Below are 21,283 nucleotides of genomic sequence, written 5' to 3' on the forward strand. Positions count from 1 at the left end.
GATCACGGGGGGCCGGCCTTGTAGCCGACGCCTCGGACGGTCAGGACGATCTCCGGCTTCTCCGGGTCGCGCTCGATCTTGGCCCGCAGCCGCTGCACGTGGACGTTGACCAGCCGGGTGTCGGCGGCGTGCCGGTAGCCCCACACCTGCTCGAGCAGGAGCTCGCGGGTGAACACCTGGCGCGGCTTGCGGGCCAGGGCGACCAGCAGGTCGAACTCCAGCGGGGTCAGCGGGATCGGCGAGCCGTCCCGGGTGACCTGGTGCGCCGGGACGTCGATGTGCACGTCGCCGATGGACAGCGTCTCGGCCTGGCCGGTCTCGCCGCGGCGCAGCTGGGCGCGGACCCGGGCGACGAGCTCGACGGGCTTGAACGGCTTGGTGACGTAGTCGTCGGCGCCGGCCTCGAGCCCCTGGACGACGTCGATGGTGTCGCCCTTGGCGGTGAGCATGACGATCGGGACGGTCGACTGGCTGCGGATGTCCTGGGCGATCTGCAGGCCGTTGCGGCCGGGCAGCATGAGGTCGAGCAGGACGATGTCGGGCCGGGTCTGCTGGAAGACCGACAGCGCCCGGTTGCCGTCGGAGACGAAGGCCGGGTCGTAGCCCTCTCGCCGCAGGACGATGCCGAGCATCTCGGCGAGGGCGGCGTCGTCGTCGACGACCAGGACGCGGCCGCGACTGGGCCCGTTGTTCGCTGCGGTCGGAGGCACGTGACCATTCTGCGACGTCACGGCCGGATAACGGTGGCGCCGGACCGAATCACCGGTCCGGCGCCACCATCCGCCCCATCCTCCCCTGACCGCAGGGCGAGGTGAGGGGCTGGAACGGTCCCCTCGCAGGGGCCCACCGCGAGCGGAGCGAGCGGTGGGGGGCGAGGGGGTCCTTCCTCAGTAGCGGTAGTGCTCGCTCTTGAACGGGCCCTCGACCGGCACGCCGATGTAGTCGGCCTGCACCTTGGTGAGCTGGGTGAGCTTCACGCCGAGCGCGTCGAGGTGGAGCCGGGCCACGTGCTCGTCGAGCTTCTTGGGCAGCACGGTGACGGTGGGGGTCTTGCCCTCGTAGGCGGCGCGGTTGCCCCACAGCTCGATCTGGGCGAGCACCTGGTTGGAGAACGAGGCGCTCATGACGAAGCTGGGGTGCCCGGTGGCGTTGCCCAGGTTCAGCAGCCGGCCCTCGGAGAGCACGATGATCGTGTGGCCGTCGGCGAACCGCCACTCGTCGACCTGCGGCTTGATCTGCGTGCGCTCGATGCCCGGGGTGCGGGCGAGGCCGGCCATGTCGATCTCGTTGTCGAAGTGGCCGATGTTGCCGACGATCGCCTGGTGCTTGGTCCGCCCGAGCTGCTCGGCGGTGATGATGTCGCGGTTGCCGGTGGCCGTGATGATGATGTCGGCCCGGCCGATGACCTCGTCGAGGGTGGTCACCTCGTAGCCGTGCATCGCCGCCTGCAGGGCGTTGATCGGGTCGATCTCGGTGACGATCACCCGGGCGCCCTGGCCGCGCAGCGACTCCGCGCAGCCCTTGCCGACGTCGCCGTAGCCGCAGACCACGGCCACCTTGCCGCCGATCATGACGTCGGTGGCGCGGTTGATGCCGTCGATGAGCGAGTGCCGGCAGCCGTAGAGGTTGTCGAACTTGCTCTTGGTGACCGAGTCGTTGACGTTGATCGCCGGGAACAGCAGCCGGCCGTCGCGGGCGAGCTCGTACAGCCGCATGACGCCGGTGGTGGTCTCCTCGGTGACGCCCTTGATGCCCTGGCCGATGCGGGTCCAGTAGCCGGCGTCGGTGGCCAGGCTCTCGCGCAGCGCGGCGAGGATGACGCCGTACTCCTCGGAGTCGGCCTCGGTGGTGTCCGGGACGGCGCCGTCGGCCTCGAAGCGGGTGCCGAGGTGCACCAGCAGGGTGGCGTCGCCGCCGTCGTCGAGCAGCATGTTCGGGCCGACGACGTCGCCGCTCTCGTCGCGGAACTCGAACAGCCGCTGGGTGCACCACCAGTAGTCCTCGAGGGTCTCGCCCTTCCAGGCGAAGACCGGGACGCCGGCGGGCTGCTCGGCGGTGCCCTCGGGGCCGACGACGATCGCGGCGGCGGCGTGTTCCTGGGTGGAGAAGATGTTGCAGGAGACCCAGCGGACGTCGGCGCCGAGCGCGACGAGGGTCTCGATGAGGACGGCGGTCTGCACGGTCATGTGCAGCGAGCCGGCGATGCGGGCGCCGGCCAGCGGCTGCTCGTCGCCGTACTCGGCGCGCAGCGCCATCAGGCCGGGCATCTCGTGCTCGGCGAGCTGGATCTCCTTGCGGCCGAACGGCGCCAGGGAGAGGTCGGCGACCTCGAAGTCGCCGTCGGTCAGGACGCGGGTGCCGGTAGAGGCGGTCATGTCGCTCCAGGGTCGAGGCCCCCACCGGCAGCGGCGGGGACTCGGGGTCACTGAGATGAGCGAGCATGCCGAGGCTTCGGCGGGGCTCGTGCCGTCGTCCAGCCTAACGCAGCGGGCCCGGCGGGCTCAGCCCTCGCAGCCGACGCCGTCGCCGTCGCCGTCCAGGGACGGGTTCCAGCCGGGGTCGCCCTCGCGGAGGGGCGCGGCGCCCGCGGCGCGCACCGCGGCGCAGTCGGGATAGGGCGTCACCGGCGCCGGCGGCGCGCTCTCCGGCGCCTCCTGGGCCGGGAGCGGGCCGCGCCCGGGCAGCGGCTCGTCGGGGCAGGCGTCGAGCACGCCGGCGACGGCGTCCCGCTCGGCGCGGGTCATCCACAGCCCGTAGGTCACCTTCACCGCGACCTGCCGGGCCACGTAGGCGCACCGGTAGGACCGGGCCGGCGGCAGCCAGGTGGCGGCGTCGGAGTCGCCCTTGGCCTGGTTGAGCGGGCCGTCGACGGCGAGGAGGTTGAGCGGGTCGTTGGCGAACTCGGTGCGCCGGGCGGCGTCCCACTGCTGGGCGCCCTTCTGCCAGGCGTCGGACAGCGCGACGACGTGGTCGATCTGCACCGCCTCGCTGGTCCCCTCGCCGCGGCGGAACGCGATGGTGCGGCCGGAGTACGGGTCGGCGAGGGTGCCGCTGACGACGACGCAGTCGCGGGTGCCCGGCTCGAAGCGCTCCCCGGTGAGGTCGCGGGCCAGGACGTCGTTGCGGGTGTCGCAGCCGTTGTGGTCGGTGTCGACCCAGCCGTCGCCGAACTCGTCGCGGGAGTAGCCGGTCTGGGGCGCGCGGCCGCGGACCTCGACGGAGTCCAGCGCCTCGAGGGCGCTGCCGGCGGACGGGACGGCGGGCGGGTCGCCGAGCAGGGCGGTGCACCCGGACCCCAGCGCGGCCACCAGCCCCAGCGCCAGCGCCGCCCGCAGCGGGGCGGGGCGCGGCCGGGCCGGTCGGAGGTGCACGACCGACGCTACGTCCGCGGCCGCGCCGTCGGCGGCCGCGACACGCGCGGCGTCAGCGCAGGTTCGTGGTCGCCCGGTAGAGGACCGCGGGGCCGCGGGCGGTGACCGGGGCGCCGGCCGGCACGAACGCCGACCGCCCCCTGGTCAGCCGGACCTCGCCGTCCGCGGACTCGAGGACCGCCTCCCCCTCGGTGCACAGCAGGACCTGCGGGCCGCGGGTGCTCAGGGACCCGGCGAGCTCGTCGAGCTGGCAGCGGGTGAGGTCGAAGTCGTCGACCGGCACCGGGTAGCGCAGCCCGCCGGGACCGAGCACCGGGTGCAGCACCGGGATCTTTCCGTCGGAGAAGTCGAGCACCTCGATGAGCGCGGCGAGGTCGACGTGCTTGTTCGTCAGCCCGCCGCGCAGCACGTTGTCCGAGCTGGCCATGACCTCGACGCCGGCCCCGGACAGGTAGGCGTGCAGGTTCCCGGCCGGCAGGAAGACCGCCTCACCGGGGGCGAGCTTGAGGTGGTTGCACATCAGCGAGATGACCACGCCGGGGTCGCCCGGGTACTCCTCGGCCAGGATCGTGGCCCACCGGTAGGTGTTGATGAACTCCGGGTCGTGCGCGGCGACGAACTCCGCCGCCTTGTGCGCGACGACCTCCACCAGGTGCGTGCGCCGCTTGCCCGACAGCGCGAGCAGCTGGGGGATCGCCGCCTGCAGCCCGCCGCGGGCCAGCGCCGCGATGGTCGGCTTGAGCTCGGGCAGCTGCAGCTTGGCCAGGCAGTGCAGCGACTCCTCGACCGGCCGGAAGCCGCACAGCGCCTCGAAGGTGGTAAGCGCGAGCAGCAGCTCCGGCTTGTGCCACGGGTCCTTGAAGGTGCGCGTCGGGTCGTCCTTGGGGACCCCGGCCGCCTCCTCCGCGGCGAAGCCGGCCCGCGCCTGCGCCATGGTCGGGTGCGCCTGCAGCGACAGCGGGCTGTCGGCGGCCAGCACCTTCATGAGGAACGGCAGCCGCGGGCCGAAGCGCTCGTGCACCGCGGGCCCGAGCAGGGCGTCGGGCTGCTCCGCGATCGCCTTGTCCAGCGGCGTGCCGTCCGACAGCACGCTGGGCTGGTCGGGGTGCCCGCCCATCCAGAGCTCCGCGTAGGGCTGCTCGGCCGGGACGGGCTCGCCCAGCAGTTCGGGGATGACGGTGCGGCTACCCCAGGGGTAGTGCCGGACCGCACTGGTCAGCTGCCACATCACCGGGGAGGCTACTGCCGGGTAGCGCGCCTGTCCGGCCTTCCGGCGCCGCGGATCCCCTCCCCTCCCCCGGAAGGGGTGCCCCGGCTCAGTGGGCGGCGGCCCCGCCGGCGGCCGGCGTCTTCCTCCGGTGGAACAGCAGGGTCACGACGGCGACGACCACCGCGCCGACGACCAGCCCGACCAGCGCGCTGGCGAACGTGTTGACCAGCCACCCCACGACCCCGCCGAGGGCGCCGGTGGCCTCGTGCGCCGCCTCCTCCAGGTGGTGCACCACGCCGTAGACGGCGTGCAGCCCGAGCTCGTCGCTGCCCACCAGCAGGATGTGCCCGCCGACCCACAGCATCGCGGCGGTCCCGACGACGGTGAGCGCGGTGAGCAGCTTCGGCATGCCCCGGACCAGCCCGCGGCCGAGCCCGGCCACGCCCTTCTTCCCCGACCGGGACAGCCGCAGGCCGGCGTCGTCCATCTTCACGATGAGGGCGACGACGCCGTACACGAGGACGGTGATCAGGACGCCGACGACGGCGAGGATGGCCAGCCGCGACCAGAAGCCCTCGCTCGCCACCTCGTTCAGCGAGATGACCATGATCTCGGCCGACAGGATGAGGTCGGTGCGGACGGCGCCGCGCACGAGGGTGTCCTCGTCCGGCGGCTGCCCCTCGGCGTCGCCGTGCGCGGCGGAGTGGCCGCGCAGCCGGTGCCAGATCTTCTCGGTGCCCTCGTAGCAGAGGTAGGCGCCGCCGAGCATGAGGATCGGCGTGAGCAGCCATGGCAGGAACTCGCTGAGCAGCAGGATCGCGGGCAGGATGATCAGCAGCTTGTTGCGCAGCGACCCGATCGCGATGCGCTTGACGATCGGGACCTCGCGCTCGGCGGCGATGCCCTGCACGTACTGCGGCGTCACCGCGGTGTCGTCGACGACGACCCCGGCGGCCTTGACGCCGGCCTTGGCGGCGGCGGCCCCGACGTCGTCGATGGAGGCGGCCGCGGCGCGGGCCAGCAGTGCCACGTCGTCGAACAGGGCTACGAGTCCACCGGCCACGGGAGGTCCTTCCAGTCGGTCAGCAGTCGGGTGCGCTCACGGTCGATCGCGATCCGGTACCCCGGACCGGCCGCCCGGACACCGATCCGGTCTCAGCGCCGCAGCGCCCGCTCCTGGTCCAGGGCCAGCGCGAGGTAGACGGCGGTGAAGTCGGCCACCGCCATCTGCCGCGCCAGGCGGGGCAGCCGGCCGTGGCGCTCGGGCTCGCCGTGCTCGGCCAGCCCGCTCACCGGCACGTTGTTGGCCGCCGCGGTGCGCAGCACCTCGCTCATCGCCTCGTACGCCGAGCGGGGCTCCCGCTCGCCGGCGCCGTCGTGGTCGGCGGCGTCGGTGTCGCGGATGGTGAGCAGCCGCAGCCGGCGGCCGGTGTCCTCGGCGCGGTCGCGGAAGAAGTCGTCGACGTCGCGCGGCGCCAGCGGCCCGCCGAGCACCGCGCAGGCGGCCACGCGCTGGTCGGGCAGCCGGAACCCACTGGTCGGCAGGCCGGCGAGGGTGGCCAGCTGGTCGGCGAAGCGGGCGGCCGCGGTGCCGGCCAGCGGCCCCTCGGCGGCGATGACGGGGAACGCGTCGAGCAGCTCGAGGGCGAGGGTCTTGGCCGGGTTGGTGAACGACTCGCGCGCGGGGCCGCACTCGGCGGCGACCTCGTCGAGGGCCGCGGCGATCCCCTCCGGGTCGGCGGCCTCGGGCCGCAGCAGCCCGAGGTCGGTGGCCAGCCGCAGCAGCGGGGTGAGCAGCGACCACAGGGTGGTGTGCCGCACCCGCGAGCGCGGCAGCGGCACGTAGGGCATCCGCGCGGTCGAGCAGGCCGCCCGCAGCGGGGCGTCGTCGGCGCCGATGCCCAGCAGGGTCACCCCGCGCCGGGCCGCCTCGTAGGCCGGGGTCACCGCGTAGCGGCCGGCGCCGGTGCGGGTGGCGACGACGGCGATGTCGGTCGGGCCGGTCCACACCGGCAGGTCCGGGCCGGGGACGACGTCGACGGTGACCGGGCTGGACGGGCCGAGCAGCGCCCGCAGCACCGACGCCGCCACCGCCCCCTCGCGCCGGGCGACGATCACCAGCCCGCGCGGGCGGCCGCCCTCGGTGACCCGGCCCAGCCCGGCCTCCTCGGTCAGCCGCGCGGTCTCGCGCACCTGCGCCCCGGCACCGGCGACGGCCGGCAGCAGACCGCGCGGGTCGCGGGCGCGCAGGACGTCGAGGTCGTCGAGGACCTCCTCGGCCAGCTCGGGCGAGGTCATCGGCCCGCCGTCCCCCCGCCGCCGCGGGTGCGCGCCTCGTCGAGCAGCAGCACCGGGATGCCGTCCCGGACGGGGAAGCCCCGGTCGCACGTCGGGCACACCAGCTCGCTCGCCGCCTCGTCGACGGTCAGCGGGCTGTGGTGGGTGTCCGGGCAGGCGAGGACCTCCAGCAGCAGCGGGTCCAGGCCCAGCGGTCCCTGCGTCGTCCCCTGCGTCATGCGCGCACCATCCCCAGCACCCGGTCCCTGAGCTGTTCCATCCGCGCCCGGTCGGGCGCCTCGACGTTGAGCCGCAGCAGCGGCTCGGTGTTGCTGGCCCGCAGGTTGAACCACGAGCCGTCGGGCAGGTCGACGGTCAGCCCGTCGAGCTCGTCGACCGTCGCGCCGTCGGCCTCGAACGCCTCCCGGACCACCTTCGCCCGCTCCGCGGCGTCGGCCACGGTGGAGTTGATCTCGCCGGAGGCGGCGTAGCGGCTGTAGGCGGCGGTCAGCTCCGACAGCGGCCGGCCCTGCTCGCCGAGCGCGGCCAGCACGTGCATCGCGGCGAGCATCCCGGTGTCGGCGCGCCAGAAGTCGCGGAAGTAGTAGTGCGCGGAGTGCTCGCCGCCGAACACCGCGTCGGTGTGGGCCATCTCGGCCTTGATGAACGAGTGCCCGACCCGCGTGCGCACCGGGGTGCCGCCGTGCTCGCGGACGATCTCGGGCACCGCCCGCGAGGTGATCAGGTTGTGGATCACCGTGGTCCCCCGGCCCTTGGCCAGCTCGCGGACGGCGACCAGCGCGGTGATCGCCGAGGGGCTCACCGGCTCGCCGCGCTCGTCGACGACGAACACCCGGTCGGCGTCGCCGTCGAAGGCCAGGCCGATGTCGGCGCCCTCGCGGCGGACCGCCTCCTGCAGGTCGACCAGGTTGGCCGGGTCCAGCGGGTTGGCCTCGTGGTTGGGGAAGGTGCCGTCGAGCTCGAAGTACAGCGGGACGACGTCGAGCGGCAGACCGGCCAGGACGACGGGGACGGTGTGCCCGCCCATGCCGTTGCCGGCGTCGACGACGACCCTCAGCGGGCGGATCCGGGACAGGTCGACCAGCCCGCGCAGGTGCGCGGCGTAGTCGGGCAGCAGGTCCCGCCGGCCGATCTCGGCGACGCGGTCGGGCACGCGGTCGTAGGAGTCGCGCTCGGCCCACTCGCGGACCGTGGCCAGCCCGGACTCCTGACCCACCGGGGCGGCCCCGGCGCGGCAGAGCTTGATGCCGTTGTACTGCGCCGGGTTGTGGCTGGCGGTGAACATCGCGCCGGGCACGTCCAGCGAGCCGGCGGCGAAGTAGAGCAGGTCGGTGGAGCCCAGGCCCGCCTCGAGGACGTCGACGCCGCGGGACAGGACGCCCTCGGCGAAGGCCCGGGACAGCGGCACCGAGGACGGGCGCATGTCGTGCGCGGTGACGACGGCGGTGGCGCCGCTCTCGGTGGTGACGAACTCGGCGAAGGCGGCGCCGATGCGCCGCGCGACGTCCTCGTCCCACTGGTCGGGGACCACGCCCCGGACGTCGTAGGCCTTGATGATCGCCGACAGGTCCGTCACTGCCCACCCTCGCCTGGACTGGCCGGGCGCGTCCCCCGGTCCGGCCGACCCTATCGGCGGGCGCGGGACCCGGCTCCCGGGAGGGCCGGGCTAGTCGAGGTCGGGCAGGACGCGCAGGTGGCCGCGGCGGGTGCCGCGGCCGTCGTCGGCCGGGGCGCGCGGCGGCTCGGGGCGGGCCGCCTCGCGGACGGCGTCGGCCAGTGCGAGCAGGTCGTCCCCGGTCGGGCCGGAGTCCTCGACGTCGATCTCGTGCCGGACGACCTCCCAGCCGCGCGGCACGGTGAGCCGCTCGGCGTGGAACTCGCAGAGGTCGTAGCTGTGCGGCTCGGAGAACGTGGCCAACGGGCCGACGACAGCGGTCGACTCGGCGTAGACGTAGGTCAGTGTCGCCGCCGCCGGTTGCGCGCAGCCGCTGCGACTGCAGCGACGTGACTGCCTCACCACCGGTTCCTCACGCTGGGCACAGTAGCCGCGTACCCAGGAAGTCGGCGACAGGCACACCGGACCGGCGCCCCTCCGTTCCCATCCAACCCGACGTCCCCGCGCGCCCCGTCACCGGGGGCACGGCCGCGTCCCGCTGCCCCGCCCCGGCGATGCGCCGTACGCTCGCCCCGCCATGAGCCGACCCGTCCGTCCCGACCGCTCCCGGCCCGCCCGGTCCCGCCGCGACCGGCACGGCCGGGGCCTGCGGGGCCGCCTCGTCCCCGACGAGGTCCCCCTCGCGCGCAGCCGCGCCGAGCAGTTCGACGACCTGGTGCTCGACGCGGTCGAGGACCTCGAGCGCCGCTGGGAGCGGGAGCTGGCCGGCGTCGAGTTCGCCGTCGAGGACGTGCCCTGGGTCGACCACACCAGCCCCGACGAGGTGGTGCTCGACCCCGACGTCCTCGACGACGGCACGGTGCCGCTGGCGCGGGTGCTGCCGGCGCACCGCGAGGACGGGCGGGAGGTGCCGGCGCGGATCGTCGTCTACCGGCGGCCGCTGGAGATCCGGGCGCACGACCGCGACGACCTCGCCGACCTCGTGCGCGACGTCGTCGTGGACCAGGTGGCGGTGCTGCTCGGCCGCGACCCGGAGGAGATCGACCCCACCGGCTGAGCGAGGCCGCGGTCAGCGGCCGACCGGGCTGCCCAGCTCGGCGGCCATCGCGCGGGCCTCGGAGAGGCGGGCGCGGGCGAAGGGGGTGTCCAGGCCGTCGCCGCGGTCGGCGCGGGTCAGCCGCGCCACCAGCTGCTCGAGGGCGACGGCGTGCCACAGCAGCCCGACGTCGGGCTCCTCCCAGCCGGCGGTGCGGGAGAGCACCACCTCCCCGACCTGCGCCCGGTCCTGCGCGTCGGGCGTGGTGGCCCACAGCGTGAGCAGGTCGCGGTGCCGGGGCGCGGGCCGGACGCCGGACCACTCGAGGACCACCAGCCGCCCGTCCCCGTCGGGACCGCCGGAGTCGACGACCACGTTGGCGGCGCGCAGGTCGCCGTGCGCCACCTCGGACAGCGGCAGCTGCGCGGCGGCCGCGCGCACCGCCCGCAGCTCGCCCAGGCGCACGCCGCCGCGCACCAGCCGGGAGGCGTCCTCGACGGTCGCCCGGGCGCGGCGCAGCGACCGGCCGGCCGGCGGCTCCCACGGCTGCCCGGCCGGCGCCGGCAGCGGCGCGATCCGCACCGCCGCCTCGACCGCGGCGGCGGTCCAGCGCGGCCCGCCGGAGGGGGCCGGGTGGACGCGGCGGGACAGCAGCCACCGGCCGTCGTCGGCCGCGGCGACCACCTCGGGGACGCCGACCTGCCGCTCCTCGGCCCACCGCCGGCCGCGCAGCTCGGCCTGCAGCCGGCCCCGGCCGCTCTCGGTGACGGCGAGGTCGAGCACCCGGTCGGCGAGCACGCCCTGCACCAGACCGACCCGCGCGGACAGGTCGGTGACGGCGAGGACCGGGTCGGACACCCCCAGCTCGGCGAGCAGCGAGACCACCCGGTCGCGGGCCGCCGACCCCGTCCCCGACGTCGTCGCTCCCGGGTTCTCCGCCACGCCGGGATCGTGTCAGGCGCCCCGGCGTGCCGCACGGGATCGCCCGGGGCGGGTCCCTGAGATGCTCAGGGGGATGGACTCCCCCGCACCGGTCGCCTCCTGGGTCGTGCTCGGCGTGGCCCTGGTGGCGCTGGCGGCGGTCGTCGCGGTGCTCGCGCTGAGCCGGCCGGGGGCGCCGGCCCGGCCGCGGCAGGAGGACGAGCCCCCGCCCCCCGAGCGGCCGCCCGGCCCGCACTGGGCCGTCGACGACCTGCCCGGGTTCCTCGAGGCACCCCCGGGCACCCCGGCCCCGGAGCCGCGGCCGGTCGCGGCCCCCGTGCCGGCGGCGCCGGCGGGACCCGATCCGTCCGCCCGCACCGTGGCCGTGCTGGCCGCCGCGGCCCTGGCGCTGGTCGCCGTCCTCGCGGGCGTCGCGCTGGGCGGGGACCCCGCGGAACCGGTGGCCGGCAGCGCGCCCCCGGCGGCCGCCCCCGGCCCGTCCACGCCGTCCGCCTCCCCCACGACGGCGCGGCCCGAGCTGCCGCCCGTCCCCGCCGACCCGCTGCCCGGCGAGCGCGGCGCGGGGCTGCTCGCCGCGCGGTCGGTGCCCCTCGGCGACGACGGCGTCGCCGCCCGGCTGGCCCTGGGCGGGCTGGTGCTGGAGCGGCGCGCGGTCGGCGTCACCGTGGGCTACCCGTCGGTGAGCGTGAGCGTCGGGACCGACGGGACGGCGCTGGCGCACGTGCTGCTGCCGACCTGGAACTGCCTGGGCACCACCGCGCCCGGGGACCCGGAGGCGGCCGGGTGCACGCCGGTGCCCACCGAGTACGCCGACCTGCCCACCCCGGCGCTGGCCGTCACCCGCGACGGCGACACGCTGCGGCTCGCCGGCCGCTTCCCCACCTACACCCGGCCCACCGCGACGCCGCCGGCGTACACCGGCCGGGTCTACGACCTGAGCGTCACCGTCGCCCCGGCCGGCGGGCTCGACGGCGCCGAGGCCCCGGCGGAGGGGACGCTGTTCCTCGGCACCGAGCGGGCCGAGTCGCTGCCCGACCCGGCGCTCAGCCGGATCCGCGTCGCCGGCTGACCGGCAGCGCCGGGACCAGCCGGGCCGCCCGGTCCAGCACCGGCCGCAGCACCCGGCCGCGGCCGGACACCGCGACGCCGACCAGCGGCGCGCCCCGCACGGTGCCCAGCCCGCCGATCTCGGAGCGGCCCCACCACGGCAGCCGGTCCGCGCCGTCGACCAGCGTGAGCAGCCCGGCGCGCAGCCGCCCGCCGTCGGTGACCGTGGCGACCTCGACCCGGCCCAGGGCGGCGTGCAGCCGGGCGGCCGCGCGGACGAGATCGCGGGACCGGGCGTCGGGCGCGGCGGCGAGCAGGTCGGGCAGCGCGCGGTCGACGTCGCGCGGGTCGCGGCTGCGGACGACCCGGCCGGCCGCGACGTCGTCCAGGCCGTCGACGAGCAGCGTGCTGCGGGAGGTGGCGACCCGGGCGTCGGGGCGCAGCCGGGCCAGTGCCCGGACGGTCGGGTCGCCCAGCGGCAGCCCGGCCAGCCGCAGCCGCCAGGGCCGGCGCAGCCCGGTGAGCAGGCCGAGCACGCCCACGGCCAGGCGGTCGGCGGCGTCGCCGTCGCGGGCCAGCAGCCGCGCCGGCGGGCGGCCGCCGGGGACGGGGAGGCCGTCGCCGAGGAGGGTCGCGGTGACCACCGGGCCGGCGGTGGCCAGGGCGAGCAGGGCCAGGGCGTCGGGCCGGCCCGACCAGCGCGGCTCGACGACGACCGCGGCGGGCAGCAGCCGCGGCCGCGGGTGCGCCGACTGCACCGACAGCACGGTGGTCAGCCACGGCGCGGCGGCGGTCAGCGGCGCGGCGAGCTCCCGGGCGAGCGGGACGGCGGCCCGGACCTCGCGGACCACCCGGGCGCGGTCCAGCGCCGTCCGGGTGTCCCTGTCCGCGCCGGTCACCGGGTCATCCGACCACACCGCCGTCCGGGCGCCGGGACGCAGCAGCCCCCGACGGTGGCTGCCGTCGGGGGCTGCGGGAGAGGCGGAGGGGATGTCGCACGCCGGTGTGCTGGGCGGTCCCGTCCGTCCCCGGGGCGTCGTCGTCAGATGGCGCGGCGGCGCAGGCGGCGGCGCTCCCGCTCGGAGAGCCCGCCCCAGATGCCGAACCGCTCGTCGTTGGCGAGCGCGTACTCCAGGCACTCGGCCTTGACCTCGCAGCCGGTGCAGATCTTCTTCGCCTCGCGCGTGGAGCCGCCCTTCTCGGGGAAGAACGCCTCCGGGTCGGTCTCGGCGCACAGCGCCCGCTCCTGCCAGGACTGGACGTCGTCGGACAGGCCCATGCCGAGCAGCCCCATCAGGCCCGGGTCGGCCGGCCCGCTGCCGCGGGAGCCCCGCTCCGACCCGCCGATGTAGTCGCTCAGCCACGAGACCTCTGCCATGACGATGCGTCCCCTCTCGCTCTCGTCCCGGACGCGGTTGCTCCGCGCCGCACACCGCGGGAATTACACGCGTGTCGTTGCCCGAGCGTCAACTTCGCCCGGTGTAAGCGGTTGACCACACGGGCCCCACGCGTCACACGCCGTTCGTCACTTCTCGTCCACGTTCCCGACACGCCCGTCGAACAGTGGACAAGTGCCCATGGGGCACGATGACTTTCGTGGAGATCGTCGTGCTCGCCGGAGGCGTCGGCGGGGCCCGGTTCCTGGCCGGACTGCGGGAGGTGGCACCGCCCTCGTCGGTCACCGCGGTGGTCAACACCGGCGACGACGTGACGATGCACGGGCTGCGGATCTGCCCGGACCTCGACACCGTGGTCTACACCCTCGGCGGGGGCATCGACCCCGAGCGTGGCTGGGGCCGGGCCGGCGAGTCCTGGACGGTCAAGGAGGAGCTGGCCGCCTACGGCGCCGAGCCCACCTGGTTCGGCCTGGGCGACCGCGACCTGGCCACCCACCTCGTCCGCACCCGGATGCTCGACGCCGGCTACCCGCTCTCCGACGTCACCACCGCGCTCGCCGACCGGTGGCAGCCGGGGGTCACGGTGCTGCCGATGAGCGACCAGCGGGTCGAGACGCACGTCGTCGTCGACGACCCCGGCAGCGGGCGGCGCAGCGCGATCCACTTCCAGGAGTGGTGGGTCCGCCACCGCGCCGAACCGGAGCCGCACGCCTTCGTGCAGGTCGGCGCCGAGCAGGCCCGCCCGGCGCCGGGCGTCGTCGAGGCGCTGGCCCGCGCCGACGCCGTCGTGCTGGCGCCGTCGAACCCGGTGGTGTCGATCGGCACGATCCTCGGCGTGCCCGGCCTGCGCGACGCGCTGCGCGCCACCCCGGGCCGGGTCGTCGGCATCTCCCCGATCGTCGGCGGCGACGTGGTGCGCGGCATGGCCGACCGCTGCCTGCCGGTGCTCGGCGTCGAGGTCAGCGCCGAGGGCGTCGGCCGGCACTACGGCGCGCGGTCCGACGGCGGCCTGCTCGACGCCTGGCTGGTGCACACCGGCGACCGCGCCGACGTCCCCGGCGTCGACGTGCGCGCGGTGCCGCTGCTCATGAGCTCCCCCGAGGCCACGGCCGCGATGGCCCGGGCCGCGCTGGACGCCGCGGGCGTCTCCGTCGATGGCTGAGCCGGCCGGGGGTCTGCGGGTCCTGCCCGTCCGGGGGCTGCCGGAGTTCACCGCGGGCGACGACCTGGCGGGGGCGGTCGCCGGCGCCGCACCGTGGCTGGCCGACGGCGACGTCGTCGTCGTGACCTCCAAGGTGGTGTCCAAGGTGGAGGGCCGGGTGGTGCCGGTGCCGCCGGGCGCCGACCGCGAGGCGGTGCGGCAGCGGGCGATCGACGAGGAGACCGTGCGCGTCGTCGCCCGGCGCGGGCCGCTGAAGATCGTCGAGACGCGGCACGGCTGGGTGGTCGCCGCCGCCGGCATCGACGCCTCGAACGTGCCCGGCGACTCGCTCGTGCTGCTCCCCGCCGACGCCGACGCCTCCGCCCGCGGGCTGCGCGACCGGCTGCGCGAGCTGCTCGGCGTCGAGGTGGCGGTGGTCGTCAGCGACACCTTCGGCCGCACCTGGCGGGAGGGGCTGACCGACGTCGCCGTCGGCTCGGCGGGGATCGCGGCGCTCACCGACCACCGCGGCGCCGTCGACGCGCACGGCAACCGGCTGGAGACCACGCAGATGGCGCTCGTCGACGAGGTCGCCGCGGCCGCTGACCTGGTCAAGGGCAAGCTCGAGGGCGTGCCGGTCGCCGTCGTCCGGGGGCTCCCGTTCGAGGCGCCGGCCGAGGACGCCGGCACCCGCCCGCTGGTGCGGCTGGGCCCCGGCGACCTGTTCCCCTACGGCAGCCGCGACCTCGTCGCCAGCCGGCAGCCGGCCCCCGACCTGGTGCCGCGGCCCGGGGACCGCGAGGCGGTCGCCGAGGCGTTCCGGGTGGCCAGCGCCGCGCTGCCGGAGTTCCCGGTGGTGCTGCGGCACGGCGGCGAGGGCGACGGCGTGGTCGACGTCCACCTCCCCGAGCGCGCCACGGTCACCGCCGCGCTGAACCTCGGTGCGCTCGTCGGGGCCGTGCTCGTCCAGCTGCACGCCGAGGGCTGGGCCACCCGGTGGGAGCCGGTCGGCACGCCGGGCGGGTCCTCACTCGTCGGGAGGTTGTGGCTGGGCTCCCCCCGGGCCTGACCGGCCGGCAGTCGCTACCGTCGCCGGTCATGCGGGGGATCATCCTGGCCGGAGGCACGGGGAGCCGCCTGTTCCCCATCACCCAGGCGGTCAGCAAGCAGCTCATGCCGGTCTACGACAAGCCGATGGTGTACTACCCGCTGTCGACGCTGATGATGGCCGGCGTCCGCGAGGTGCTGGTGATCACCACCCCGGGCGACCAGGCCGCGTTCCGGGCGCTGCTCGGCGACGGCGGCCGGCTCGGGATGCGGATCGAGTACGCCGTGCAGGAGAAGCCCGAGGGTCTGGCACAGGCCTTCCTCATCGGCGCCGGTTTCGTCGGTGACGAGGCCGTGGCACTGGTCCTGGGCGACAACATCTTCTACGGCGCGGGCCTCGGGACGGCGCTGGGACGACTGCCCACCCCCGACGGCGGCCACGTGTTCGCCTACCACGTGGCCAACCCGCAGGACTACGGCGTCGTGGAGTTCGACGGCGGCGGGAAGGTCCTCTCCATCGAGGAGAAGCCGGCCACGCCGAAGAGCTCCTACGCCGTGCCGGGGCTGTACTTCTACGAGTCCTCGGTGGTCGAGGTGGCCCGCGGCATCCGGCCCAGCGCCCGCGGCGAGCTCGAGATCACCGCGGTCAACGAGCACTACCTCCAGCAGGGCCGGCTGACCGTCACCGTCCTCGACCGCGGCACCGCCTGGCTGGACACCGGGACCTTCACGTCGTTGCGTCAGGCGACCGAGTTCGTCTCGGTGGTCGAGGAGCGGCAGGGCCTCAAGATCGGCTGCATCGAGGAGGTCGCCTGGCGGCAGGGCTGGCTCGACGACGACGGCCTGCGCCGCGCCGCCGAGCCCCTGGGCAAGAGCGGCTACGGCGACTACCTGCTCGGCCTGCTGGACGACCCGCGCCCCTGACGGAGGACGCCTCCGCGGTCAGAAGCGGCGGTAGTTCGTCGGCGCCATCCGGGGGCCGCGGCGGGGCGGCATGCTCCCGCCGACGTGCAGCAGCCGCACCACCCGCTGCCGGTGCCCGCGCCAGGGCTCGAGCAGCTCCATCATCCCGTCGTCGTCGGTCTTGCGGCCGGCCAGCGACCAGCCCACCAGGTTCTTCAGGTGGTAGTCGCCGTAGCTGACGGTGTCGGGGCAGCCGTGGGTGCGCTGGACGACCTCGGCCGCGGTCCACACCCCGATGCCCGGCACCGTGCGCAGCTTGCGCTGCAGGGTCGGCGAGTCGCAGCCGTCGTCCGGCTCGAGCGCGTGGGCGACCGACGCGACGTGCAGCAGCGCCCGCCGGCGGGCGCCGTCGAGGCCGCAGCGGTGCCACTCCCAGTCGGTGACCTCCCGCAGCCGCCGCGGCGAGGGCAGCACCCGCATGCCCTCGGGGGCGGGGCCGGGCGCGGGGTCGCCGGCCAGCCGCAGCAGCGCCCGCCACACCCGGTGCGCCTCGACGACGGTGACCTTCTGCTCCAGCACCGCCGGGACCAGCGCGTCCCACGTGCGGCCGGTACGGCCCAGCCGCAGGTGGGGCGTGCGCCGGGCGATCTCGCGGACCAGCGGGTGGCAGTCCGGGTCGAAGCCCGCGCAGTCGTCGAACGCGCCGAGCCAGCCGGGCACGGCCGTGCCGGCCCACTCCGCGCCCGGGCCCCACGCCTGCGCGCGCACCTCGCCGCCGCGGTACGTGACGCGCACCGTGGCCGGCCCGCACGGGGTGGTCGTCGTCCGCCAGACGGCGTCCCCGTCCCACTGCATCGCGGGGTCCCCGGCGCTCCGCTGGTGCGGGCGCAGCACCGCCTCCAGGTCGAAGCGCCAGTCCGGCCGCCAGCAGTCGGTGAAGTCGGCGCCGGCGAGGACGGCGGGAGGTGCGGGTGCCGGCGGGGTCGGGGCCGGCGGTGCAGCGGTCACACGGGTCTCCGGAGGGTCAGCGGGGGGCCATGCGCAGCGCGCCGTCCATCCGGATGACCTCGCCGTTGAGGTAGCCGTGCTCGACGATGGCGAGCGCCAGCTGGGCGAAGTCGTCGGGACGGCCCAGCCGCTTGGGGAACGGGATGCCGTTGGCCAGCGCGGTGCGGGCCTCCTCGGGCAGGCCGCCGAGCAGCGGGGTGTCGACCAGGCCGGGGGCGATGGTGCACACCCGCACGCCGACGCTGGACAGGTCGCGCGCGGCCGGCAGGGTCATGCCGACGATGCCGCCCTTGGAGGCGCTGTAGGCGAGCTGGCCGATCTGGCCGTCGAAGGCGGCGATCGAGGCGGTGTTGACGACGACGCCGCGCTCGCCGTCCTCCTCCGGCTCGGTGGCGGCCATCGCGGCGGCGGCCAGGCGCAGCACGTTGAAGGTGCCGACCAGGTTGACCATCACCGTGCGGAGGAACGGGTCGAGGTCGTGCGGGGTGTTGCCCTTGCCGACCGTGCGCTGCGCCCAGCCGATGCCCGCGCAGTTGATCGCGACGCGCAGCGGCCGGTCCTTGCCGGTGGCGTCCTCGATCGCGGCGGCCACCTGGGACTCGTCGGTGACGTCGGTGCGGACGAAGGTCGTGTGCCCGCCGAGCTCGTCGGCCAGCGCCTTCCCGCGCTCCTCGTTGAGGTCGACGATGGTCACCGCGGCGCCGCGCGCGGCGAGCGCACGGGAGGTGGCCTCCCCGAGGCCGGAGGCCCCACCGGACACGACAGCTGCGACGTCGAAGTTCTTCATGACCGGCATCACACCACGCACCCCGTGACGTGCTGGAACGGCCCTCCTGCAGGGGCCCGCCACGGGCCCGCGAGCGGTGGGGAGCAGGAGGGTCCTCCCCTAGCTGAAGCGTGCACCGTGCCGCTCCTCGACGGCCGACAGCAGCTGCTTGACCCGCTCGGCGTCGGACACCGGGCAGACCATCGTGACGTCGGCGGTGGCCACGACGACGCTGTCGCGGACCCCGACCAGCGCCACGAGGTGCTCCGGGTCGTCGCTGAAGACGATGTTGCCCGCGCTGTCGAGGGTCACCGCGAGCCCGCCCACGGCGTTGCCGTCGGCGGCGGCCAGCGTCTGCGCCAGCGCCGGCCACGAGCCGACGTCGAGCCACTCGACGTCGAGGTCGGCGACCAGCACCCGGCCGGGCTCGGTGGCCGCGGGCTCGAGGACGGCGTAGTCGACGCTGGTCCTCGGCAGCGTCGGGAACACCTCGGCGAGGACGGCGTCGCGCTCGGCCCCGGCCGGCGCGGCCACGATCCGGGCCAGCCCCTCCGCGGACGCCGGCAGGTGGTCGGCCAGCGCGTCGAGCACGGTGCGGGCCCGCCAGACGAACATGCCGGAGTTCCACAGGTACTCCCCCGACGCCAGGTAGGCCTCGGCGGTGGCGCGGTCGGGCTTCTCCTTGAACGCGGCGGCCTCGGCGACCCCGGGCACCTCGGTGGGCGCGCCGCGGCGGACGTAGCCGAAGCCGGTCGCCGGGGCGGTCGGCGTGATGCCGAGGGTGACCAGCGCCCGCGGCCGCGCGGCCAGCGCGTCGAAGGCGGTGGTCAGCGTGGCGGCGAACCGCTCGACCGGGCGGATCACGTGGTCGGCGCTGACGACGGCGAGCTCGGCGTCCGGGTCGGCCTCGGCGACCAGGGCGGCGGCCAGGCCGACGGCGTTGGCGGTGTCGCGGGCGACCGGCTCGAGCACCAGCCGGTCCGGCCGCAGCCGCGGCAGGGCTGCCCGCACCTGGGCTCCGTAGCGGGCCGCGGTGCACACCCAGATCCGCTCGGCCGGCAGCACCGCCTCCAGCCGGGTGAAGGCCTCGGCCAGCAGGCTGTGCGCGCCGCCGTCCCCGTCCTGGAGGACGTCGAGCAGCTGCTTGGGCCGGGCGGAGCGGGACAGCGGCCACAGCCGCGTGCCGGAGCCCCCGGCCATGATCACCGCGTGCCTCATGCCGCGCCTCCCCGGCGGGTCCGGCCGACGTCGTCGGCGCGGCGCTGGAAGCGGGCCCCGGCGGCCACCCGCCCGCTGACGTAGGACAGGAGCATCCGGCCGCCGAGGCCGGCCCGGAGCGCGGCCCGCAGCGGGGCGTGCCGGGGGCCGGGGTACTGGCCGGACAGGTAGCGCAGCGCGCTGGTGTGGTGCACCCGCTGCATGCGGTGCGGCTCGCGGCGGGTGGCGTGCCCACCCTCGTGGACGACGACGGCGCTCGGCGCGTAGACGTGCAGGTACCCGGCGCGCCCGAGCCGCTCGCCGAGGTCGACGTCCTCGAAGTACATGAAGTAGCCGGGGTCGAAGCCGCCCACCGCTCGGAATGCCTCGAGGTCGACGAGGAAGCACGAGCCCGACAGCCAGCCGGCGGTGCGCTCGCGCGGTGCCTCGCGCTCCCGGCGGTAGCGCGCGGTCCACGGGTTGCCCGGCCACGCCCACCCCAGCAGCGCGTGCCCGGCGCCGGTGGACAGCCGCGGCAGCTCCCGCGCCGACGGGTAGAGCTCGCCCTCGGGGGTGCGGATGGCCGGGCCGACGGTGGCCGCACGCGGCCAGCGGGCGGCGACGGCGAGCAGCTCGTCGACCGACCCCGGCTCGAAGCGGACGTCGGGGTTGGCCACCAGCGCGTACCGGCCCGCGGCCCCGGCCAGGCCGGCGTTGACCGCCGCGCCGTAGCCGACGTTCCCGCCGGTGCGCAGCAGCCGCACGTGCGGGTGCTCGGCGGCCACCCGCTCCGGGACGCCGTCGGTGGACCCGTTGTCGGCGAGCACCACCTCGACGGGCCGGGTCGTCGCCTTCGCCAGGGAGGTGACGAAGCCCTCGAGGGCCTCGCCGGGCGAGTAGGTGACGGCCACCACGCGCAGCGGGAGGACGTCGGGGGAGCCGGGCACGGCCCGACTGTAGGAGGCGGGTCCCGGGTCGACGCGGGCCACCGGGACGCGGCGGGCCGCGTGTGGCCGGTGGGGCGAGGGGGACGGGCCCGTCACGAAAAGCCGTGCCGGACCCCGTCGACGGCCCGAGCCGCCGGACCCCCGCCGGTACAGTCGCCAGGCGTGACCTCAGCGAGACCTGACCTCGTCGTCGTCGGCTCCGGCTTCTTCGGTCTGACCGTCGCCGAGCGGGTGGCCAGCCAGTTGGACAAGCGCGTGCTCGTCCTCGACCGCCGCGACCACATCGGGGGCAACGCCTACTCAGAACCCGAGCCCGAGACCGGGATCGAGATCCACCGGTACGGCGCGCACCTGTTCCACACGTCCAACGAACGGGTCTGGCGGTACGTCAACCAGTTCACCGAGTTCACCGGCTACCAGCACAAGGTCTACTCCATCTACCAGGGGAAGACCTACTCGCTGCCGATCAACCTGGCCACGATCTGCCAGTACTTCGAGCGCAGCTACTCCCCCTCCGAGGCCCGTGCCCTGGTGGCGGAGCAGGCCGGTGAGATCGACACCGCCGACGCGCAGAACCTCGAGGAGAAGGCGGTCTCCCTGATCGGCCGCCCCCTGTACGAGGCGTTCATCCGCGGCTACACCAAGAAGCAGTGGCAGACCGACCCCACCGAGCTCCCGGCCGCGGTCATCGCCCGCCTGCCGGTCCGCTACACCTTCGACAACCGGTACTTCAACGACACGTACGAGGGCCTGCCGAAGGACGGCTACACGGCGTGGCTGCAGAAGATGGCCGACCACCCGAACATCGAGGTGCGGCTGTCGACCGACTGGTTCGACGTCCGCGACGAGCTGCCCGCCGACGTGCCGACGGTCTTCACCGGCCCGATCGACAAGTACTTCGACTACGAGGCCGGCGAGCTCGGCTGGCGCACCCTGGACTTCGAGACCGAGGTCCTGCCGATCGGTGACTTCCAGGGCACCTCGGTCATGAACTACGCCGACGAGGACGTGCCGTTCACCCGCATCCACGAGTTCCGGCACTTCCACCCCGAGCGGGACTACCCGGCCGACAAGACGGTCGTGGTCCGCGAGTACTCGCGCTTCGCGCAGACCGGCGACGAGCCGTACTACCCGATCAACACGCCCGAGGACCGCGCCAAGCTGGAGCGCTACCGCGAGCTGGCCAAGCAGGAGGCCGCGGAGAAGCGGGTGCTCTTCGGCGGCCGGCTGGGCACCTACAAGTACCTGGACATGCACATGGCGATCGGCTCGGCACTGAGCATGTTCGACAACCGCATCCGCCCCTTCTTCGACGAGGGCGGCTCGCTCGACGGCCGCCTCGACGACTGACCGCGGCC

22 protein-coding genes are annotated in these 21,283 nt (G+C 75.6%); 6 read left to right on the forward strand and 16 right to left on the reverse strand.

Features of this window, described 5'->3' with window-relative positions; genetic code table 11:
* Positions 1-2 precede the first annotated feature (2 nt).
* The 9 genes from mtrA to ACI79B_RS05200 form a co-directional block, all read right to left on the reverse strand.
* Positions 3-710 (reverse strand): MtrAB system response regulator MtrA, encoded by a 708-nt coding sequence (mtrA, locus tag ACI79B_RS05160; RefSeq protein WP_387991509.1) that lies wholly within the window; start codon positions 708-710, stop codon positions 3-5.
* 177 nt (positions 711-887) lie between these two features.
* Positions 888-2,375, reverse strand: coding sequence for an adenosylhomocysteinase (gene ahcY / locus ACI79B_RS05165; RefSeq protein WP_456929396.1), 1,488 nt, complete (start codon positions 2,373-2,375; stop codon positions 888-890).
* A gap of 126 nt (positions 2,376-2,501) precedes the next feature.
* Positions 2,502-3,371 (reverse strand): GmrSD restriction endonuclease domain-containing protein, encoded by an 870-nt coding sequence (locus tag ACI79B_RS05170; RefSeq protein WP_456929397.1) that lies wholly within the window; start codon positions 3,369-3,371, stop codon positions 2,502-2,504.
* A gap of 52 nt (positions 3,372-3,423) precedes the next feature.
* Positions 3,424-4,599 (reverse strand): mannose-6-phosphate isomerase, class I, encoded by a 1,176-nt coding sequence (gene manA, locus ACI79B_RS05175; RefSeq protein WP_456929398.1) that lies wholly within the window; start codon positions 4,597-4,599, stop codon positions 3,424-3,426.
* Between the two features lie 88 nt (positions 4,600-4,687).
* Positions 4,688-5,644, reverse strand: a complete 957-nt coding sequence (locus tag ACI79B_RS05180; protein ID WP_456929399.1) for a DUF808 domain-containing protein — start codon at positions 5,642-5,644, stop codon at positions 4,688-4,690.
* Positions 5,645-5,736: 92 nt separating this feature from the next.
* Positions 5,737-6,879, reverse strand: a complete 1,143-nt coding sequence (locus ACI79B_RS05185) for an SIS domain-containing protein (RefSeq protein WP_456929400.1) — start codon at positions 6,877-6,879, stop codon at positions 5,737-5,739.
* Complete coding sequence (locus tag ACI79B_RS05190; protein ID WP_456929401.1) at positions 6,876-7,097, reverse strand: Trm112 family protein; 222 nt, start codon at positions 7,095-7,097, stop codon at positions 6,876-6,878. The genes ACI79B_RS05185 and ACI79B_RS05190 overlap by 4 nt, the downstream gene beginning before the upstream one ends.
* Positions 7,094-8,455 carry a phosphomannomutase/phosphoglucomutase gene (locus ACI79B_RS05195; protein ID WP_456929402.1) on the reverse strand — a complete coding sequence of 454 codons (1,362 nt, stop codon included), beginning with the start codon at positions 8,453-8,455 and terminating at the stop codon, positions 7,094-7,096. The genes ACI79B_RS05190 and ACI79B_RS05195 overlap by 4 nt, the downstream gene beginning before the upstream one ends.
* A gap of 90 nt (positions 8,456-8,545) precedes the next feature.
* Entirely contained in the window at positions 8,546-8,896 is a 351-nt protein-coding gene (locus ACI79B_RS05200) for a DUF3499 domain-containing protein (protein WP_089402638.1), read from the reverse strand.
* 175 nt (positions 8,897-9,071) lie between these two features.
* Here ACI79B_RS05200 and ACI79B_RS05205 point away from each other — a divergent pair, with 175 nt between their 5' ends.
* The gene (locus tag ACI79B_RS05205; protein ID WP_387991485.1) at positions 9,072-9,551 is read left to right on the forward strand and encodes a metallopeptidase family protein; all 480 of its coding nucleotides are present in this window, start codon (positions 9,072-9,074) and stop codon (positions 9,549-9,551) included.
* A gap of 12 nt (positions 9,552-9,563) precedes the next feature.
* On the opposite strand, the gene ACI79B_RS05210 is transcribed toward ACI79B_RS05205, so the two are convergent.
* Positions 9,564-10,472 (reverse strand): hypothetical protein, encoded by a 909-nt coding sequence (locus ACI79B_RS05210; RefSeq protein ID WP_456929403.1) that lies wholly within the window; start codon positions 10,470-10,472, stop codon positions 9,564-9,566.
* A 73-nt stretch (positions 10,473-10,545) separates the two neighbouring features.
* Here ACI79B_RS05210 and ACI79B_RS05215 point away from each other — a divergent pair, with 73 nt between their 5' ends.
* On the forward strand, positions 10,546-11,541 hold the full coding sequence (locus ACI79B_RS05215) for a hypothetical protein (protein ID WP_456929404.1): 996 nt from the start codon (positions 10,546-10,548) through the stop codon (positions 11,539-11,541).
* Here the strand turns inward: ACI79B_RS05215 and ACI79B_RS05220 are convergent.
* Positions 11,516-12,418, reverse strand: coding sequence for a hypothetical protein (locus ACI79B_RS05220; protein ID WP_456929405.1), 903 nt, complete (start codon positions 12,416-12,418; stop codon positions 11,516-11,518). The genes ACI79B_RS05215 and ACI79B_RS05220 overlap by 26 nt on opposite strands.
* Positions 12,419-12,561: 143 nt before the next feature.
* The gene (locus tag ACI79B_RS05225) at positions 12,562-12,813 is read right to left on the reverse strand and encodes a WhiB family transcriptional regulator (protein WP_456929453.1); all 252 of its coding nucleotides are present in this window, start codon (positions 12,811-12,813) and stop codon (positions 12,562-12,564) included.
* Between the two features lie 302 nt (positions 12,814-13,115).
* Here ACI79B_RS05225 and cofD point away from each other — a divergent pair, with 302 nt between their 5' ends.
* The 3 genes from cofD to rfbA are packed head-to-tail and all read left to right on the forward strand — an operon-like array spanning position 13,116 to position 16,028.
* Complete coding sequence (gene cofD, locus ACI79B_RS05230) at positions 13,116-14,078, forward strand: 2-phospho-L-lactate transferase (RefSeq protein WP_456929406.1); 963 nt, start codon at positions 13,116-13,118, stop codon at positions 14,076-14,078.
* Positions 14,071-15,126, forward strand: coding sequence for a coenzyme F420-0:L-glutamate ligase (locus ACI79B_RS05235; RefSeq protein ID WP_456929407.1), 1,056 nt, complete (start codon positions 14,071-14,073; stop codon positions 15,124-15,126). The genes cofD and ACI79B_RS05235 overlap by 8 nt, the downstream gene beginning before the upstream one ends.
* A 29-nt stretch (positions 15,127-15,155) precedes the next feature.
* Positions 15,156-16,028: a glucose-1-phosphate thymidylyltransferase RfbA gene (rfbA, locus tag ACI79B_RS05240; RefSeq protein WP_456929408.1), complete on the forward strand. Its 873-nt coding sequence runs from the start codon at positions 15,156-15,158 to the stop codon at positions 16,026-16,028.
* A gap of 18 nt (positions 16,029-16,046) precedes the next feature.
* Here rfbA and ACI79B_RS05245 read toward each other — a convergent pair whose 3' ends face one another.
* The 4 genes from ACI79B_RS05245 to ACI79B_RS05260 all read right to left on the reverse strand — a co-directional run bounded on the left by ACI79B_RS05245 (position 16,047) and on the right by ACI79B_RS05260 (position 19,925).
* Positions 16,047-17,015 (reverse strand): DNA-3-methyladenine glycosylase family protein, encoded by a 969-nt coding sequence (locus ACI79B_RS05245; RefSeq protein WP_456929409.1) that lies wholly within the window; start codon positions 17,013-17,015, stop codon positions 16,047-16,049.
* Between the two features lie 16 nt (positions 17,016-17,031).
* Positions 17,032-17,802 (reverse strand): SDR family NAD(P)-dependent oxidoreductase, encoded by a 771-nt coding sequence (locus ACI79B_RS05250; RefSeq protein ID WP_456929410.1) that lies wholly within the window; start codon positions 17,800-17,802, stop codon positions 17,032-17,034.
* 99 nt (positions 17,803-17,901) lie between these two features.
* Positions 17,902-18,999: a mannose-1-phosphate guanylyltransferase gene (locus tag ACI79B_RS05255; protein WP_456929411.1), complete on the reverse strand. Its 1,098-nt coding sequence runs from the start codon at positions 18,997-18,999 to the stop codon at positions 17,902-17,904.
* Complete coding sequence (locus tag ACI79B_RS05260) at positions 18,996-19,925, reverse strand: glycosyltransferase family 2 protein (RefSeq protein WP_456929412.1); 930 nt, start codon at positions 19,923-19,925, stop codon at positions 18,996-18,998. Before ACI79B_RS05260 ends, ACI79B_RS05255 begins: the two co-directional genes overlap by 4 nt.
* Before the next feature lie 162 nt (positions 19,926-20,087).
* Here ACI79B_RS05260 and glf point away from each other — a divergent pair, with 162 nt between their 5' ends.
* Positions 20,088-21,275, forward strand: a complete 1,188-nt coding sequence (gene glf, locus ACI79B_RS05265; RefSeq protein ID WP_456929413.1) for a UDP-galactopyranose mutase — start codon at positions 20,088-20,090, stop codon at positions 21,273-21,275.
* Positions 21,276-21,283: the final 8 nt, after the last annotated feature.

The organism is Geodermatophilus sp. SYSU D00879 (assembly GCF_054050375.1).

Excerpts from the sequence above, each read along its gene's own strand:
- ahcY (WP_456929396.1), bottom strand. The coding sequence starts at position 2,375 with ATGACCGCCTCTACCGGCACCCGCGTCCTGACCGACGGCGACTTCGAG.
- manA (WP_456929398.1), bottom strand. The coding sequence starts at position 4,599 with ATGTGGCAGCTGACCAGTGCGGTCCGGCACTACCCCTGGGGTAGCCGC.
- ACI79B_RS05185 (WP_456929400.1), bottom strand. The coding sequence starts at position 6,879 with ATGACCTCGCCCGAGCTGGCCGAGGAGGTCCTCGACGACCTCGACGTC.
- ACI79B_RS05190 (WP_456929401.1), bottom strand. The coding sequence starts at position 7,097 with ATGACGCAGGGGACGACGCAGGGACCGCTGGGCCTGGACCCGCTGCTG.
- ACI79B_RS05205 (WP_387991485.1), top strand. The coding sequence starts at position 9,072 with ATGAGCCGACCCGTCCGTCCCGACCGCTCCCGGCCCGCCCGGTCCCGC.
- ACI79B_RS05215 (WP_456929404.1), top strand. The coding sequence starts at position 10,546 with ATGGACTCCCCCGCACCGGTCGCCTCCTGGGTCGTGCTCGGCGTGGCC.
- ACI79B_RS05225 (WP_456929453.1), bottom strand. The coding sequence starts at position 12,813 with ATGGGGCTGCTCGGCATGGGCCTGTCCGACGACGTCCAGTCCTGGCAG.
- ACI79B_RS05235 (WP_456929407.1), top strand. The coding sequence starts at position 14,071 with ATGGCTGAGCCGGCCGGGGGTCTGCGGGTCCTGCCCGTCCGGGGGCTG.
- rfbA (WP_456929408.1), top strand. The coding sequence starts at position 15,156 with ATGCGGGGGATCATCCTGGCCGGAGGCACGGGGAGCCGCCTGTTCCCC.
- ACI79B_RS05250 (WP_456929410.1), bottom strand. The coding sequence starts at position 17,802 with ATGAAGAACTTCGACGTCGCAGCTGTCGTGTCCGGTGGGGCCTCCGGC.
- ACI79B_RS05255 (WP_456929411.1), bottom strand. The coding sequence starts at position 18,999 with ATGAGGCACGCGGTGATCATGGCCGGGGGCTCCGGCACGCGGCTGTGG.